General features: G+C 70.4%; 12 protein-coding genes. 5 read left to right on the forward strand and 7 right to left on the reverse strand.

Features of this window, described 5'->3' with window-relative positions:
- Positions 1–208: 208 nt before the first annotated feature.
- Entirely contained in the window at positions 209–1,423 is a 1,215-nt protein-coding gene (locus tag F4560_RS18795; RefSeq protein WP_312869357.1) for an MFS transporter, read from the forward strand.
- Here the strand turns inward: F4560_RS18795 and F4560_RS18800 are convergent.
- Genes F4560_RS18800 through F4560_RS18815 form a run of 4 tightly spaced genes read right to left on the reverse strand, consistent with a single transcriptional unit; the run spans position 1,338 to position 5,639 of the window.
- Entirely contained in the window at positions 1,338–2,525 is a 1,188-nt protein-coding gene (locus F4560_RS18800; RefSeq protein ID WP_184921749.1) for an MFS transporter, read from the reverse strand. The two genes, F4560_RS18795 and F4560_RS18800, sit on opposite strands and share 86 nt — an antisense overlap.
- On the reverse strand, positions 2,522–3,079 hold the full coding sequence (locus F4560_RS18805; protein WP_184921751.1) for an ArsR/SmtB family transcription factor: 558 nt from the start codon (positions 3,077–3,079) through the stop codon (positions 2,522–2,524). Before F4560_RS18805 ends, F4560_RS18800 begins: the two co-directional genes overlap by 4 nt.
- Before the next feature lie 53 nt (positions 3,080–3,132).
- Positions 3,133–4,725, reverse strand: a complete 1,593-nt coding sequence (locus F4560_RS18810; protein WP_184921753.1) for an ABC transporter permease — start codon at positions 4,723–4,725, stop codon at positions 3,133–3,135.
- Entirely contained in the window at positions 4,722–5,639 is a 918-nt protein-coding gene (locus F4560_RS18815) for an ABC transporter ATP-binding protein (RefSeq protein WP_221483564.1), read from the reverse strand. Before F4560_RS18815 ends, F4560_RS18810 begins: the two co-directional genes overlap by 4 nt.
- 94 nt (positions 5,640–5,733) lie before the next feature.
- Between F4560_RS18815 and F4560_RS43675 the strand changes: the two genes are divergently transcribed.
- Both F4560_RS43675 and F4560_RS18825 read left to right on the forward strand, forming a co-directional pair.
- Positions 5,734–6,222: a GbsR/MarR family transcriptional regulator gene (locus F4560_RS43675; RefSeq protein ID WP_312869358.1), complete on the forward strand. Its 489-nt coding sequence runs from the start codon at positions 5,734–5,736 to the stop codon at positions 6,220–6,222.
- Positions 6,223–6,454: 232 nt separating this feature from the next.
- Entirely contained in the window at positions 6,455–8,257 is a 1,803-nt protein-coding gene (locus F4560_RS18825) for a S8 family peptidase (protein WP_184921756.1), read from the forward strand.
- Positions 8,258–8,359: 102 nt separating this feature from the next.
- Here the strand turns inward: F4560_RS18825 and mshC are convergent, their stop codons facing one another.
- Positions 8,360–9,598 (reverse strand): cysteine--1-D-myo-inosityl 2-amino-2-deoxy-alpha-D-glucopyranoside ligase, encoded by a 1,239-nt coding sequence (mshC, locus tag F4560_RS18830; protein ID WP_184921757.1) that lies wholly within the window; start codon positions 9,596–9,598, stop codon positions 8,360–8,362.
- 90 nt (positions 9,599–9,688) lie between these two features.
- On the opposite strand from mshC, the gene F4560_RS18835 reads away from it, so the two are divergent.
- A complete protein-coding gene (locus tag F4560_RS18835) occupies positions 9,689–10,477 on the forward strand; it encodes an SPFH domain-containing protein (protein ID WP_184921758.1) in 789 nt (262 codons plus the stop codon).
- A gap of 105 nt (positions 10,478–10,582) precedes the next feature.
- The gene (gene ctaD, locus F4560_RS18840) at positions 10,583–12,373 is read left to right on the forward strand and encodes an aa3-type cytochrome oxidase subunit I (protein WP_184921759.1); all 1,791 of its coding nucleotides are present in this window, start codon (positions 10,583–10,585) and stop codon (positions 12,371–12,373) included.
- A gap of 65 nt (positions 12,374–12,438) precedes the next feature.
- On the opposite strand, the gene F4560_RS18845 is transcribed toward ctaD, so the two are convergent.
- Together F4560_RS18845 and F4560_RS18850 are read right to left on the reverse strand one after the other, a co-directional pair.
- Positions 12,439–13,653 carry an MFS transporter gene (locus F4560_RS18845; RefSeq protein ID WP_184921760.1) on the reverse strand — a complete coding sequence of 405 codons (1,215 nt, stop codon included), beginning with the start codon at positions 13,651–13,653 and terminating at the stop codon, positions 12,439–12,441.
- A 317-nt stretch (positions 13,654–13,970) separates the two neighbouring features.
- On the reverse strand, positions 13,971–15,422 hold the full coding sequence (locus tag F4560_RS18850) for an NAD(P)/FAD-dependent oxidoreductase (RefSeq protein WP_184921762.1): 1,452 nt from the start codon (positions 15,420–15,422) through the stop codon (positions 13,971–13,973).
- Positions 15,423–15,492 lie beyond the last annotated feature (70 nt).

A 15,492-nucleotide genomic window follows, 5' to 3' on the forward strand; every position in this document is an offset into this window, starting at 1 on the left:
AGCCGGTCGAACGCAGGCCGGTCGAACGCAGGCCGGTCGAACGCCAGGCGAACGACCATCAAGCCATCGAGCATCGGCGAACGGTGGGTGGTCGCCTCCGACCGGTGGCCCGGAACCGGCCGCGCGGCGAGCCGCGATCGCTTCGCAGGGGTCCTCGCCAAGGGGACCCCTGCTTTAACCCTGCCAGAAGGGGCCGACAATTCCGGTGGTGGAAGCGGCTCCTGTGGACAAGTCCCGGTCTCGGGTTCGACTCGCGGCGCTGTACGCGGGTGGGTTCTTGGGGCCGTTCGGTGGCGCGATGACGTCGTCGGTGCTGCCCGAGGTGGGTTCCAGCTACGGCATCTCCGCCGGCTCGGCCGCCGCCACGTTGACCGGCTACATGGTGCCGTTCGCGCTGCTCATGCTGGTCTCCGGCACCCTCGGCGAACGCTGGGGCGCCCGGCGGACCATTCGGATCGCCTACGCCGTCTACGTGGTCGCCTCGGTGTTGTGCGCGGTGGCTTGGTCGTTTCCCGTGCTGATGGGCGGGAGGGCTTTGCAGGGGGCCGCGAACGCGTTCACCACTCCCCTGCTGTTGGCGGCGATCGCGGCGGTGACGCCGCAGGCCCGGTTGGGGCGGGCGCTGGGTGTGTTCGCGTCCATGCAGGCCGCCGGGCAGACGTCGGCGCCGCTGCTCGGCGGGCTGGCGGCGGAGGCGTCGTGGCGGTGGGCGTTCGTCGGCGCGGCGGTGGTGGCCGGGGCTTTGGCATTGGCCGGGTTGCCCGCCGACCCTCCGCGCGGCGGTGAACGGCCACGGCTTCGCAGCGCGTGGCAGCCCCGCACGCTGCGGGTCGCCCTAGTGGGGTTCGTGGGCTGGGGATGTCTGGGCGGTGTGTCGTTCCTGGTGGCACTGCGGCTCGGCGACTCGTTCGGGTTGGGCGCCGGGGAGCGCGGGCTGGTGCTGACCGGGTTCGGCCTGGTCGGGATCTTCTGCGCACGGCTCACGGGGTGGTCGATCGACCGGTTCGGGGCGCGGCGGTGGGCGTTGTTCGGGGCGGCCGGCGGCGCGGTGCTGTTGGCGGGTGTCGGGGTGTTGCCGTCGGTGGTTGCGGTCGGTGTGCTGTGGGCGGTGGCGGGGGCGTTCAGCCAGGCGGTGATCGTGAGCCTGAACGCCCTCGTGCTGTCCGACGGGGGCGGCAACCGGAGTGGGGCGGTGTCGGTCGTGCAGTCGTTGCGCTTCCTCGGTGGCGCCGCGTCGCCGGTGGCGTTCGTGCCGCTGTACCACCTGGACCCGACGAGCGCGTTCCTCGTGCCTGCCGCCTTGGTGCTGGCCGTCCCGCCCGCCCTGCTGCTCGGGTTCAAGCCGCGACGCGCGGACGCCGAACGTCAAGAAGAGCCAACGCCAACGCCCCGGCCACCAGGTAGAGACCGGCCTGGACGTTGAGCAGCACGGACAGCCCGAGCACGGGCGTCAGCACACCCGCCAACACCATCCCGAGCGCCTGACCACCGTCGTACAGGCTGACGAACGTGGCCAGCACCCGACCGCGCACCTCGTCGACCGTGTGCAGTTGGAGCACCGACATCATCCCCGCGCCCGCGATCACGCCAGGCAAGCCGATCACCGCGAAAACCGCCAGGTAGAACACCAGGGCCGTGGTCAGGTGCGGCGCGTTCCAGCCGACCGCCGCGATCACGCCGAAGCCGAGCAACGCCACGCCCAGGAGCCTGTCGGGCGGGAGTCTCCGGGCCAACACACCCACCAGCAGACCGCCGAGCAGCCCGCCGACCGCCTGAACCCCGCGCAGCAACCCGACCTCAGCCGCACCACCGCCGAGCTCCGAGCTCACGAACACCACGAACAGCACCACGAACAGTCCCTGGCTCATCGCCATCAGCCCGACCACGGCGACCATCGGCCGCAACGGCCCCCGGATCTCGCGCAGCCCGTCCAACCACGCCCGCCACGCGGGTTTCCCCACCTCACGGGCAGGGTCCGCCGTCCCCGAAGCCAACAGCGCGGCAGCGAGCAGGAACGACACCACGTCGACCAGCACCACCCCCGGCAGCCCGGTGTACCCGAGGACCAGACCACCCAGCGACGCGCCGACCAGCCGGGCCAGGTTGCTGTTCAACCCCACCAGCCCATTCGCCGCCGGCACCTGGTCACGCGGCACGAGCGTCGGCAGCAGGGCGTTCTTCGCGGGCTCGAACAACGCCGCCAACCCCGCCTGCACCGCCGTCACCACGTTCACCAGCACCAGATCGCCGGTGAGCAGCGGCAGCAGGGTGACCGCCTGGGCCAGGCTGACCAGCAGCATCAGCTTCCGCCGGTCCCAGCGGTCGGCCAGCACCCCGGCCAGCGGCGACAGGGCCAGGCTCGGCAGCAACCCCACCACAAACGTCGTCGCGGTAGCCGCCGTCGAACCCGTCAGCTGGTACACGTACACGGGCAACGCGACGAGCAGCACCCAGTCGCCGATCTCGGACACGAACCCGGCGATCCACAACCGCCGGAACGCGGGCACCGCCAACGGGCCGGTCATCGCGGGAACGCGCGGATGCCGACGTGCGCGGGCACTGCGCCTTCGGGCACGTCCTCACGGACCGGCACCAAGTACGGGCGCAGGATGTCGTCGATCATGCCGAGCAGGCCGGTCAGCTCCTCGGCCGTCACGTTGACCGTGTAGCCGTGCAACCCTGAGGCCTCCAGCCACTCGCGCGGCAACTCGTGCTGCCGGTCGAGGAACCGCTGCGCGAGTCGGTTGTCCTCGTTGAGCTGCAACGCGATCAGCGCGTCCTGATGGGCGCGGACCTCCGGGTCCTCGTCGAACCCGCCGATGTCGTAGCCGACCGACGTGGCCCGCCACGGCCGTTCACGCCCGTCACCGGCCTCGACCCGTTCCACGAACCCGGACTTCGCCAACTGCCGCAGGTGCCAGCTGCAATTCGACGCGGTCGACCCGACGGCCTCGGCGCACTCGCTCGCCGTGCGCGCGCCCACCGCGACGAGGTGGTTCAGCAATGACACGCGCAGCGGGTGGGCCAGCGCCTTCAGCGCGTCGACATCGGTGATCCGTCGAGGCCGTGGAAGATCCATGGCCCCGACGGTAGACCTGAAAGACCTCTTTCGAAAGGATTCTTTCAGAACTGCTAGCCGACGTCCCTCCGCCGGAACGCCGCGAGCCCGACCGCCACCAGCCCCGCCGCGACCACCGTCAGCCACAGCAACGGGCCGGCGGTCACGTCCGCGCCCGGCACCTTCGGGATGTGCGTGAACGGCGAGAGGTCCATCGCCCACTGGTCGAGCTGGAGCAGCGGCCCGAGCTGGCCGAGCACCAGGAACACCACGATCACCGCCCAGCTCGCCGACGCCAGCTTCGGCACCACCGCGAACAGCACCAGCGCGAGACCCGCGACCACCCACACCGCCGGGACGTGCGTCAACGCGGCGCCCACCAGCCGGACGACCTGCCCGCCGACATCGCCGACGCGCGCGCCGTGCACCAGACCCGCGCCAGCGCCCGCGGCGGCCAGCACCACGGCCGTGCCGACGGTGGCGAACACCAGGTGGCTGCCGACCCACGCGTACCGGCTGACCGGCGTGGCCAGCACCGCCTCGGCGCGGAACTCCGTCTCCTCGCCGCGCAGCCGCAACGTCGCCTGCACCACGTAGATCGCGCTGAACAGGGCGATGACGCCGATGATCGACGCCAGGTAGACGTCCACGATCGCGCCCGCGCCGCCCATCTGCGAGAGGATCTTCTCCAGCGCCGGGTTGGCCTCCAGCATCTCCTCGACGCCCCGTGCGACCGACCCGTAGACGGCGCCCAGCCCGAACAGGCTCAGCGTCCAGCCGATCAGCATGCCCCGCTGCAACCGCCAGGCCAGGCCGAACGCGCTGCCCAACGAGCCGGGCGCACGGGCCGGGCCGAGCCGCGTCGCCAGCAGGCCACCGCCGATGTCGCGTTTCGTCACGAGCGTTGAAGCGGCCACGAGCAGCACCGCGAACAACACCAAGGGCAGCAACAGCACCCAGTACCGGTCACCCGCGAACGACCTGGTCTGCTCCAGCCAGCCCAACGGCGACAGCCACGTCAGCCACGTCGGCCCCTGGTCGCCCGCCGCGTCACCGACGGCGCGCAGCAGGTAGGCGACGCCGAGCGCGGCGCCGGAGATCGAGTTGCAGGTCCGGGCGCTCTCCGACAGCTGCGCGCTGACCGCGCCGACACCCGTGAACACCCAGCCGACGGACATGAAGGCGAGGCCGAACGCGAACGACCCGGACGCCGACTGACCCACGCCGAGCAGGCCGAACGCGATGAGCAGGCCGATCGCCGTGCTCGCCAGCAGCGCCACGACCACGGCGGCGGCCAGCGGCGCGTGCCGGGAGACGACGGCCGAGCCGATCAGCTCCAGCCGGCCGGTCTCCTCCTCGGCCCTGGTGTGCCGGGTGACCAGGAACATGCTCATCAGGCCGATCAACAGCGAGCCGAACACGCCCCATCGCCAGGCCAACACGCCGCCGATGGTGGACGCGTCGTGCAGCGGGCCGAGCATGGCCAGGAACGCCGGGTTGCTGCCCGCCGTCGCGGCCAGCTGCTGCCGCGAGTCGGCCGAGCCGTACAGCTCTTCGAGGGTCGACGCGGTGGACAGCGTGATGCCGACCAGCCCGATGATCCACGCGGCGAGCAGGAGCCGGTCGCGGCGCAGGGCCAGGCGCACCAGCGAACCGAGCCCGGTCACGACGACACCGCCTCCTTGACCCCTCCGGCCGGCGCCTCGTCCTCGTAGTGGCGCAGGAACAGTTGCTCCAGCGTGGGCGGCTGGCTGGTCAGCGTGCGGACGCCGCTGCCGACCAACGCGCGCAGCGCGGTGTCCAGGTGGTCGGTGTCCACCTCGAACTTCACCCGCAGCCCGTCCACTTCCAGGTCGTGCACGCCGGGCAGTCCGGCGAGCCCGTTCGGCGCGCCGACGAGCTCGGCGGACACGCTGGTGCGGGTGAGGTGGCGCAGGTCGGCCAGCGTGCCGGTCTCCACCGTGCGGCCGTTGCGGATGATGCTGACCCGGTCGCACAGCGCCTCGACCTCGGCCAGGATGTGGCTGGACAGCAGCACGGTCCGCTCGCCGCGCAGCTCGTTGACGGCCTCCTGGAACGCGGCCTCCATCAGCGGGTCCAACCCGGAGGTCGGCTCGTCCAGGATCAGCAGCTCCACGTCCGACGCCAGCGCGGCGACCAGCGCCACCTTCTGCCGGTTGCCCTTCGAGTAGGTGCGGCCCTTCTTGCGCGGGTCGAGCTCGAAGCGCTCCAGCAGCTCGGCGCGGCGCTTCTCGTTCAGGCCGCCGCGCAGCCTGCCCAGCAAGTCGATCACCTCGCCGCCGGTCAGGTTCGGCCAGAGGCTCACGTCGCCCGGCACGTAGGCGAGCCGGCGGTGCAGTTCGGCGGTGTCGCGCCACGGATCGCCGCCCAGCAGCGACGCGGAGCCCGCGTCGGCGCGCAGCAGACCCAGCAGGACCCGGATGGTGGTCGACTTGCCCGACCCGTTAGGACCGAGGAAGCCGTGCACCTCCCCCTCGTGGACGGTGAGGTCCAGAACGTCCAGTGCACGCGTCGGCCCGAACGTCTTGACCAGGCCCGATACGGATATCGCAGCAGTCATACGCGGTAAGCTACAGTCATTTCACAAAGTCGTGAAGTTAAGGAAGCGTATAAACTGCCACCCGTCCGAAGGACCTCGAAAGGATGATCCGGCAGTGACACAGGTGGACGAGCGTGACGATCAGGCCGTGCTGCGCTTCATCGAGCGCTTCTCCTCGGTGTTCACCGAGTCCGGCATGCCGAGGATGCCCGCCCGGGTGTTCGTCGCACTGCTCTCCACCGACTCCGGTGGGATGACCGCCGCCGACTTGGCCGACATGCTGCGCGTGTCACCCGCCGCGATCTCCGGCGCGGTCCGGTACCTGACCCAGATCGGCCTGGTGAGCCGGGAGCGGGAGACGGGCACCCGCCGCGACCTCTACCGGGTGCTCGACGACCTCTGGTACGAGGCGCTGTTCCGCCGTGACGAGATGCTGCGCCGGATGACCGGACCGCTCAAGGAAGGCGTCAGCGCGCTCGGCGCCGAGACGCCCGCGGGCAAGCGCATCGCCGAGACGCTGATGTTCTTCGAGTTCTTCCACGCCGAGCTGCCGAAGCTGCTGAAGCAGTGGCGGGAGTACCGGGACGAGCGGCTGCGCTCCTGACCGGTCGGCCCCGCGCGGCCGTGATCCGTCCGGTTTGACCGTAGTGATCGGTCCAGTTCCGCTGTAGTACCGACGATCGGCGCTATGCGCGTGTCGGTGTCGTCACGGAGCATGCAGGTGACCAGGTCGCTACACCCAGTTCGCGCGAACGTCCCCACCCTGCATCGCACGGCCGACCGGCGCACCCGCCCGGCACGGCCGCGCAGCCCTGCCCAAAAGGGAGAACCCTGCCATGGGAGACGCCCGCACCACCAGAAGACTGGCCGTGCTCGGCCTGGCCGCCGTGTCGGCCGCCGCGCTGGCCTTCGCCAACACCGGAGTGGCCTCGGCCGAGGGCGACGTGCTCGGCGCCGAGCGCGCCGACGCCGTCCCCGGTTCGTACATCGTGGCCCTGAACGACGCCGCGTCGCCGCGCTCGGACTCCGCGTCGACCGCGTCCTCGTTGGTCGGCAAGTACGGCGGCAAGGTCCGCGTGGCCTGGCAGCACGCCCTCAACGGCTTCCACGCCTCGCTGTCCGAGGGGCAGGCCAGGCGTCTCGCCGCCGACCCGCGGGTCGCGTTCGTGCAGGCCGACCTGCCGGTGTCGCTGAACGCCGTCCAGCCGAACCCGCCGTCGTGGGGCCTGGACCGGATCGACCAGCGCAACCTGCCGCTGGACAGCGCCTACAACTACTCCACGACCGCGAGCAACGTGCGGGCGTACATCATCGACACGGGCATCCGGACGACGCACAGCGACTTCGGCGGCCGTGCCACCTGGGGCACCAACACCGTCGACACCAACAACACCGACTGCAACGGCCACGGCACGCACGTCGCCGGCACCGTCGGCGGCACGGCCTACGGCGTGGCCAAGGGCGTGCAGCTGATCGCGGTCAAGGTGCTCAACTGCGCGGGCTCCGGCACCACGGCGGGCGTCGTGAACGGCGTCAACTGGGTCACCCAGAACGCGGTCAAGCCGGCCGTGGCGAACATGTCGCTGGGCGGCGGCGTGGACTCCGCGCTCGACACCGCGGTGCGCAACTCCATCGCGTCGGGCATCACGTACGCGGTGGCGTCGGGCAACTCGAACGCGAACGCGTGCAACTACTCGCCGGCCCGGGTCGCCGAGGCGCTGAGCGTGAACGCGTCGACCAACGCCGACGCGCGTGCGTCGTTCTCGAACTTCGGCACCTGCACCGACCTGTTCGCGCCCGGCCAGAACATCACCTCGGCGTGGATGACGAACGACACCTCCACCAACACCATCAGCGGCACGTCGATGGCGTCGCCGCACGTCGCGGGCGCGGTCGCGCTGTACCTGGCGAACAACCCCTCGGCCACCCCGCCGACGGTGAACGCGGCGATCGTCGCCGCCGCCACCCCGGACAAGATCACCAACGCGGGCACCGGATCGCCGAACAAGCTGCTGTTCACCGGCACGGGCACCCCCAGCGGCCCGGCCGTCACCAACCCGGGCAGCCAGACGACGCTCGTCGGCACCGCGGTCAGCAAGCAGCTGTCCGCCACCGGCGGCACCGCGCCGTACACGTTCTCGGCGACGGGCCTGCCCGCCGGCCTGTCGATCAGCACGTCCGGCCTCATCAGCGGCACGCCGACGACCGTGGCCAACTACTCGGTGACGGCGACCGTGCGTGACGCGGCCGGCCTGACCGGCAGCACCACGTTCTCGTGGGCGATCACGTCGACCAGCGGCTGCGCCGCGGCCACCAACGGCACCGACGTGACGATCGGCGACAACTCCGACGTGAGCAGCTCGATCTCGCTGAGCTGCGCGGGCAACGCCTCGTCCGCCACCACCGTTGCGGTCGACATCCGGCACACCTACATCGGCGACCTGATCGTCGACCTGGTCGCGCCGGACGGCTCGGTCTACAACCTGCACAACCGCAGCGGCAGCAGCACCGACAACATCAACCGGACGTACACCGTGAACGCCTCGTCCGAGGCCGCCGCGGGCGTCTGGAAGCTGCGCGTCCGTGACCAGGCGTCCCTGGACACGGGCTACATCAACAGCTGGACGCTCGACGTCTGAGCCCTGATGTGACAGAGCGGGGCCGTCACCCTTTTCGGGTGGCGGCCCCGCTCGCGTGTCGCCTGACTACAGCTCTGTCTACAGCTCTGTCTACAACTCTGGCTACAGCTCGACGCCCAGCAGCGAGTCCACCGCGGTCCGGAAGAGGGTCGGCGCCGTGGCGTCCGAACCGCCGGTCGACAGGGCCTCCGCCGCCCAGCCGTCCAGGGCCGCCAGCGCGCGGGGCGTGTCAAGGTCGTCGCCCAGGTGGTCGCGCAGTCTGGCGACCACGTCCGCCGCGCTCGGCCCGGTCGACAGTGCCGCCGCCTCGCGCCACTTCGCCAGCCGCGCCTGGGCCTCCGCCAGCAGCGCGTCGCTCCACGGCCGGTCCGCGCGGTAGTGGCCCGAGAACAACGCCAGCCGGACCGCGTTCGGGTCGACCTTCTCCGCCCGCAGCTTGGACACGAACACCAGGTTGCCGCGGGACTTGGACATCTTCTCGCCGTCCAGCCCGATCATGCCCGCGTGCACGTAGTGCCGCGCGAACGGGTGCTCACCGGTCAACGACTCGGCGTGCGCGGCGGAGAACTCGTGGTGCGGGAAGATCAGGTCGGAGCCGCCGCCCTGCAGGTCGAACGCGGTGCCGAGCCGGTTCAGCGCGATCGCGCTGCACTCGATGTGCCACCCCGGCCGGCCGGGGCCCAACTCGGACGGCCACGACGGCTCGCCGGGTCGCGCGGTCCGCCACATCAAGGCGTCCAACGGGTGCCGCTTGCCGGGCCGGTCCGGGTCGCCCCCGCGCTCGCCGAAGAACCGGGTCATCGTCTCCAGGTCGTAGTTCGACTCGTAGCCGAACCGGCCGGTGGCCGACTGGTCGAAGTAGATGTCGGGGTACTCGTCGTCGTCCACCCGGTACGCGGCCCCGCTCGCCATCAGCTTCGCGATGGCCTCGACGATCTCCGGGATCGCCTCCACAGCGCCGACGTACTCGCGCGGCGGCAGCACCCGCAGCGCCACCATGTCCTCGCGGAACAGCGCGGTCTCGCGCATGCCGAGCACGACCCAGTCGTCCTGGTCCCGCTCCGCGCGCTCCAGCAGCGGGTCGTCGATGTCGGTGACGTTCTGGACGTAGTGCACGTCGTGGCCGTTGTCGAGCCACAGCCGGTGCACCAGGTCGAACGCCAGGTAGGTGGCGGCGTGCCCCAGGTGGGTGGCGTCGTACGGGGTGATGCCGCAGACGTACAGCCTGGCGGTGGCGCCGGGGGCGGTCGGGCGCACCTCACCGGTGGCGGTGTCGAACAGCCGCAGCGGGCGCGGCTCGCCCGCTACCCGCGGGACTGGAGTAGATGACCAGGTCTGCATATCAACGACCCTAACTCCCCCGTCGGACGGTGGACGAACGTCCGCCTGGTGGGACGGCGGGCGTACCCTCTGACCAGGGAGATGGTCGCGATGATCCTCGACATCGTCATCGGCGTGCTCGGTCTGGCCGCGCTCGGGCTCGCGGGCAGCGCGCGTGTGGTGAAGCAGTACGAACAGGCGTTGGTCTTCCGGTTCGGCAAGGTGCGGCCGGAGTTGCGCGGGCCGGGGTTGACCATGGTCGTGCCGGGCGTCGACCGGCTCCGGAAGGTGAACCTCCAGATCGTCACCCAGCCGATCCCCGCGCAGGACGGCATCACGCGCGACAACGTCACCGTGCGGGTGGACGCGGTCGTGTACTTCAAGGTGGTGGACCCGGTCCGGGCGGTGGTCAGCGTCGAGGACTACCGGTTCGCCATGCTCCAGGTCGCGCAGACGTCGTTGCGCTCGATCATCGGCAAGAGCGAGTTGGACGACCTGCTGTCGAACCGGGAGCGCCTCAACCAGGGCCTGGAGCTGATGATCGACAACCCGGCGCTGTCGTGGGGCATCGAGATCGACCGGGTCGAGATCAAGGACGTGGCGCTGCCGGAGAGCATGAAGCGGTCGATGTCGCGGCAGGCCGAGGCCGAGCGGGAACGGCGGGCCCGGGTCATCACCGCGGACGGCGAGTTGCAGGCGTCGAAGAAGCTGTCCGAGGCCGCCGCGGCGATGGCCGAGACGCCCGCCGCGCTCCAGCTCCGGCTGCTCCAGACCATCGTGGAGGTGGCCGCGGAGAAGAACTCGACGTTGGTGCTTCCGTTCCCGGTGGAGTTGCTGCGCTTCCTCGAACGGGCGTCCGGCGCGATAGAACAGCAGGTCAAGACACCCGAAGTCGGCTGAACGCCGGTCCCGCGCGTTTGCCGGGCGCGGTCGACCGGAGGAGCATGTGATGTGGCTTGCGCCGTCGGGACGTCGTCAGGACATCGTCGGGACGAGGGAGGCGGGATGACCGCGCTCAAACCGGAACCCGTGATCACCCATCCGGGTGCGGCCAGACGACGGTCCAAGGGCGCGGTGTTCCTGGGTCTGCTCAAGACCACCGACCCGAAGCAGATCGGGCTGCTCTACCTGTCGACGTCGTTCATGTTCTTCATGGTCGGCGGCCTGATGGCGTTGCTGATCCGGGGCGAGCTGGCCCGGCCGGGGCTCCAGTTCCTGTCGACCGAGCAGTACAACCAGCTGTTCACCATGCACGGCACGATCATGCTGCTGCTGTACGCGACGCCGATCCTGTTCGGGTTCGCGAACTACATCCTGCCGTTGCAGATCGGCGCGCCGGACGTGGCGTTCCCCCGGCTCAACGCGCTCTCGTACTGGCTCTACCTGTTCGGCGGGCTGACCGTGATGGCCGGGTTCGTCACGCCGGGCGGCGCGGCGGACTTCGGCTGGACCGCCTACACGCCGTTGAGCAGCGCCGTGCACGCTCCGGGCATCGGCGCGGACCTGTGGATCATGGGCCTGGCGGTGTCCGGGCTCGGCACGATCCTGGGCGGGGTGAACATGGTGACGACGGTGTGCTGCCTGCGCGCGCCCGGCATGACCATGTTCCGGATGCCGATCTTCACCTGGAACATCTTCGTCACCAGCCTGCTGATCCTGATCGCGTTCCCGATCCTCACCGCGGCGCTGATGGGGTTGGCCGCCGACCGGCACCTGGGCGCGCACGTGTTCGACCCCGCGAACGGCGGGGTGATCCTGTGGCAGCACCTGTTCTGGTTCTTCGGGCATCCCGAGGTGTACATCGTGGCGCTGCCGTTCTTCGGCATCGTGTCGGAGATCTTCCCGGTGTTCAGCCGGAAGCCGTTGTTCGGCTACAAGGGGCTGGTGTTCGCCACGTTCGCGATCGCCGCGCTGTCGGTGGCGGTGTGGGCGCACCACATGTTCGCGACGGGAGCGGTGCTGCTGCCGTTCTTCTCGCTGATGACGTTCCTCATCGCGGTGCCGACCGGGATCAAGTTCTTCAACTGGATCGGCACCATGTGGAAGGGGCAGATCACGCTGGAGACGCCGATGCTGTTCAGCGTCGGGTTCCTGATCACGTTCCTGCTCGGTGGGCTGACCGGCATCATCCTGGCGTCGCCGCCGCTGGACTTCCACGTCACGGACACGTATTTCGTGGTGGCGCACTTCCACTACGTGCTGTTCGGGACGATCGTGTTCGCCACGTACGCGGGCATCTACTTCTGGTTCCCCAAGATGACCGGGCGGATGCTGAACGAGCCGCTGGGCAAGCTCCACTTCTGGACCACGTTCCTCGGGTTCCACCTGACGTTCCTGATCCAGCACTGGCTGGGCAACATCGGCTTCCCGCGCCGGTACGCCGACTACCTGCCGTCCGACGGGTTCACCCTGATGAACACCATCTCCACGATCGGGGCCTTCCTGCTGGGCGCGTCCGTCCTGCCATTCGTGTGGAACGTGCTGCGCAGCTACCGGTTCGGCGACCCGGCGGGGCACGACGACCCGTGGGGCTTCGGGAACTCGCTCGAATGGGCGACGACGTGCCCGCCGCCCCGGCACAACTTCACCGAACTGCCCCGGATCCGGTCGGAGCGGCCCGCGTTCGAACTCCACTACCCGCACATGGTGGAGCGGATGCGCGACGAGTCGCACTTCTCGCTGACCCATCCCGGCAAGCACCGGGTGCCACCGGACGACACGACGGAAAAGGCCCTCGCGTCGACCGAGCGGGAGCATGAGACGAAGGATGAGGTCAGGAAGGACCGGGAGGACTGAGGCCCGAGCGTCGCCCATGTCCGAAGCCCGGCAGGCCCGGCGGGGGTGCGGGTCGGCGCCCCTGGTCAGACCGCTCGATCGGCGGCCGCGCGACGGCGGGTGATCGTCCGGTCCACCAGGACGGCCGGGACCGTCAGGACCGCCAGGCCCGCGCCGATCCACGGGATCGCGGTGAACTCCGCGCCCGCGCTGAGCGCGATGCCCGCGAACACCGGCACGAGGCTGATGCCGAGCTGGAACATCGACACCGCGGTCGACCCGGCGAGGGTCGGCGCCTGTCCCGCCAGGGTGAACACCCGGCCGTAGATCGCCGGGTTCAGCACGAAGCCCGCGATGCCCATGAGCACCACGAGGACGATCACCGCGATGTCGTGCTCGGCGAGGAGCGCGAGCAGGACCGAGGACACCCCGATCCCGATCGCACCGATCAGCAACGCGTGGAAGGGCCGGGCGTCGGCGATCCGGCCGCCGATGGACAGGCCCACGAACGCGCCGATGCCGAACAGCGTGAGGATCGGCGGCACCCACACCGCGCCCAGCCCGGTGACGTCGGTCAGGAGCGGCGCGAGGTAGTTGTACGTGATCATGTAGGACGCGGTGCTCAGCAGCGTGGCGGCGTAGACCGCGTACAGCCGGGGCTGCTTCATGGCCCGCAGTTCCTGCCGCACACCGGGTTCCACGGCCGACTTCGTCGCGGGCACGGCCGCCGCGGTCAGGATCGCGCCGATCAAGGTCAGCGCGAACACGGCCCAGAAGCCGCCCCGCCACCCGGTGTAGTAGCTGAGCAACGCGCTCGCCGGCCCACCTGCGAGCATCGCGATGCTGAGCCCGCTGACGACCACCCCGGACGCGCGTGCGGTGCGTTCCGGCGGGACGAGGCTGATCGCGGTGACCGCCGCGACCGCCCAGAACCCGGCGTAGGCGATACCGCAGACGAACCGGGCGACCAGGATCACCGCGTAGTCGTCAACGAGGAGGCTGACGGCCACGGCGGCGGCGAACAGCAGCTGCGTGACGACCAACGTGGTGCGCCGGGGCCACCGCAGGGTCAGCACCGCCATCGGCGGCCCGCCGATCACCACCGCGATGGCGAAGGCCGTGATCAACGCGCCGGCGGCGGGCAGCGTGATGGCCAGGTCGTCGGCGATCGCCGGCAGCACACCGGCGACCAGGAACTCGGCACTGCCCATCGCGAGAAGGCTGAACGCGAGCAGGTAGACGCCGAGCGGCAGCCTCTTGCCGCTGTCGACAGCTGGTTGCGTGACGGCTTCGGCGCTCATCGGACGGCACCTCGGATCAGGGTGGCGGCAAGTTCTGTGGTCATTGGCTGGGACCGAATCCGTTCTGCCGATGGCTGGTCGTCTCCGGGGCCCAGGTTGGGCAAGACGGCGACTCCCTGGCAAGTTCCGTTGCCGGAACCGGGACGATTCGGCTCGACCTCGTGCGACCGACGACGTTGATCGGCGTGGCCGCACCCGCCGAGCCCGAGTTCCCCATCGAGGTCGAAGCGTCCGCCGTCCTGCCCTGAAACGCCGGAAGGCACGGTGTCCTCGCTCGCACGACCGAGCGAGGACACCATGGCGCTGGGGCAGTCGGGTCACCAGACCCGGCGGGTCCGCGCGTAGTACTCCCGGAGCAGCTTGAGCAGGTCGGGGTCCAGGCGGGAGCTGAAGACCAGCTCCGCGGGCGGCGTGATCTCCGGGTCGATCTCCTCGACCCAGCGCTCGATCGCGGGCCGCAGGTCCATGCCGATCCAGTAGTGCCAGTCGACCGGCAGCGTCCAGTCCTGCTCCGGGCCGATCGCGAACTGCTCGAAGAACGTGGTCGTCACGATCTGCTCGCGGCTCGACGCCTGGATCGGCCTGCGCAGCGGGGTGAACAGCTCGAAGTCCTCCGCGGTCGGCTCGCCCAGGATGCGGGCCGTCATCTCACGCGCCACCAGGGGGGACATGTGCAGGCCGTCCCGGTAGGTGCCGGTCATGATCCACAGTCCGGCCATCCCGCCCGAGCCGAGCAGCGGGAAGCCGTCCACCGACACCGGCCGGTTGCCGACCTGGACCTTCTGCACCGGGCTCGCCCACAGGTTCATCCGGATCTGGCGGTGCGCGCACTGCATGAGGAACACCATGTCGCGCATGTCCGCGAGGTCCCTCGGCTGAGTCGAGATGACGTTGGTGGCGCCGATGTAGACCTGGCCCTCGCCGCGCGGCACGAGGTGCAGACCGCACGCGAACGACCGGTTCGGGGTCCGGATGACGCTGCGCGGCGCGGTGCCGTCGAACGTCTTCATCAGCACCGACACGCCGTAGCCGCTGACCAGCGGCGGAATGTGCCCGCCGACCGGCAGCCGGTCGAGCAGCGCCTGCGTGCGGGCGCCCGCGGCCAGCGCCACCTGCCCGCCGGTCAGGTGGTCGCCGTCGGTCAGCGTCACCCCGGTCACCCGGTCGCCGGTGTGGTCGACCTTGGTGGCCTCTGCCTCGACCAGCACGCCGCCGGCGGCGACGAAGGCGTCCTGCAACCGCACCATCAGGGCGGCCGAGTCGACCGCGTGCTCGCCGGGGATGTGCAGCGCCCTCAGCGGCCGGGAGAGCGGCTCCGCCTCGACCCACTCCAGGTCGAGCGGGTCCACGTCCTCGAACGGCGCGTCGTACCGGATCAGCTCGTCGCGGATGGCGCGGAAGTTCGTGTCGTCGATCTCGGCCATGCCGATGGCGTTGAGGATGACGGTGGTCCCGTCCGCGGTGAGGATCTCGTCGGCCGCGCCGTCGCCGAGGCCGTCGAGCCACTCCGGCCACATCCCGGTCGCCTTGATGCCGAGCTCCAGCTTGTGCCGGCCGGCGTCGCTGCCCACCAGCGTGGTGGTGACCTCGCCGAAGGTACCGAGCATCGCGCCGGACGCGGTAGTGCCCGCGAACGGGCGGTGCGACTCGCCCAGCACGGCGACGTCCTGCCCGCGTCGGGCCAGCACCAGGCCGAGCGACAGGCCGAGCACGCCGTTCCCGACGATGATCACGTCGAAGTTCTTCTTGGCCAGACCAGGAGAATTCATGCAGCTTCCCATCCAGTCAAAGGAAACCGCACGGCAAACTTTCATGGAATGTCGCCGAGCAGGATCGCCC

This window comes from Saccharothrix ecbatanensis (assembly GCF_014205015.1).
Taxonomy (GTDB): Bacteria; Actinomycetota; Actinomycetes; order Mycobacteriales; family Pseudonocardiaceae; genus Actinosynnema; species Actinosynnema ecbatanense.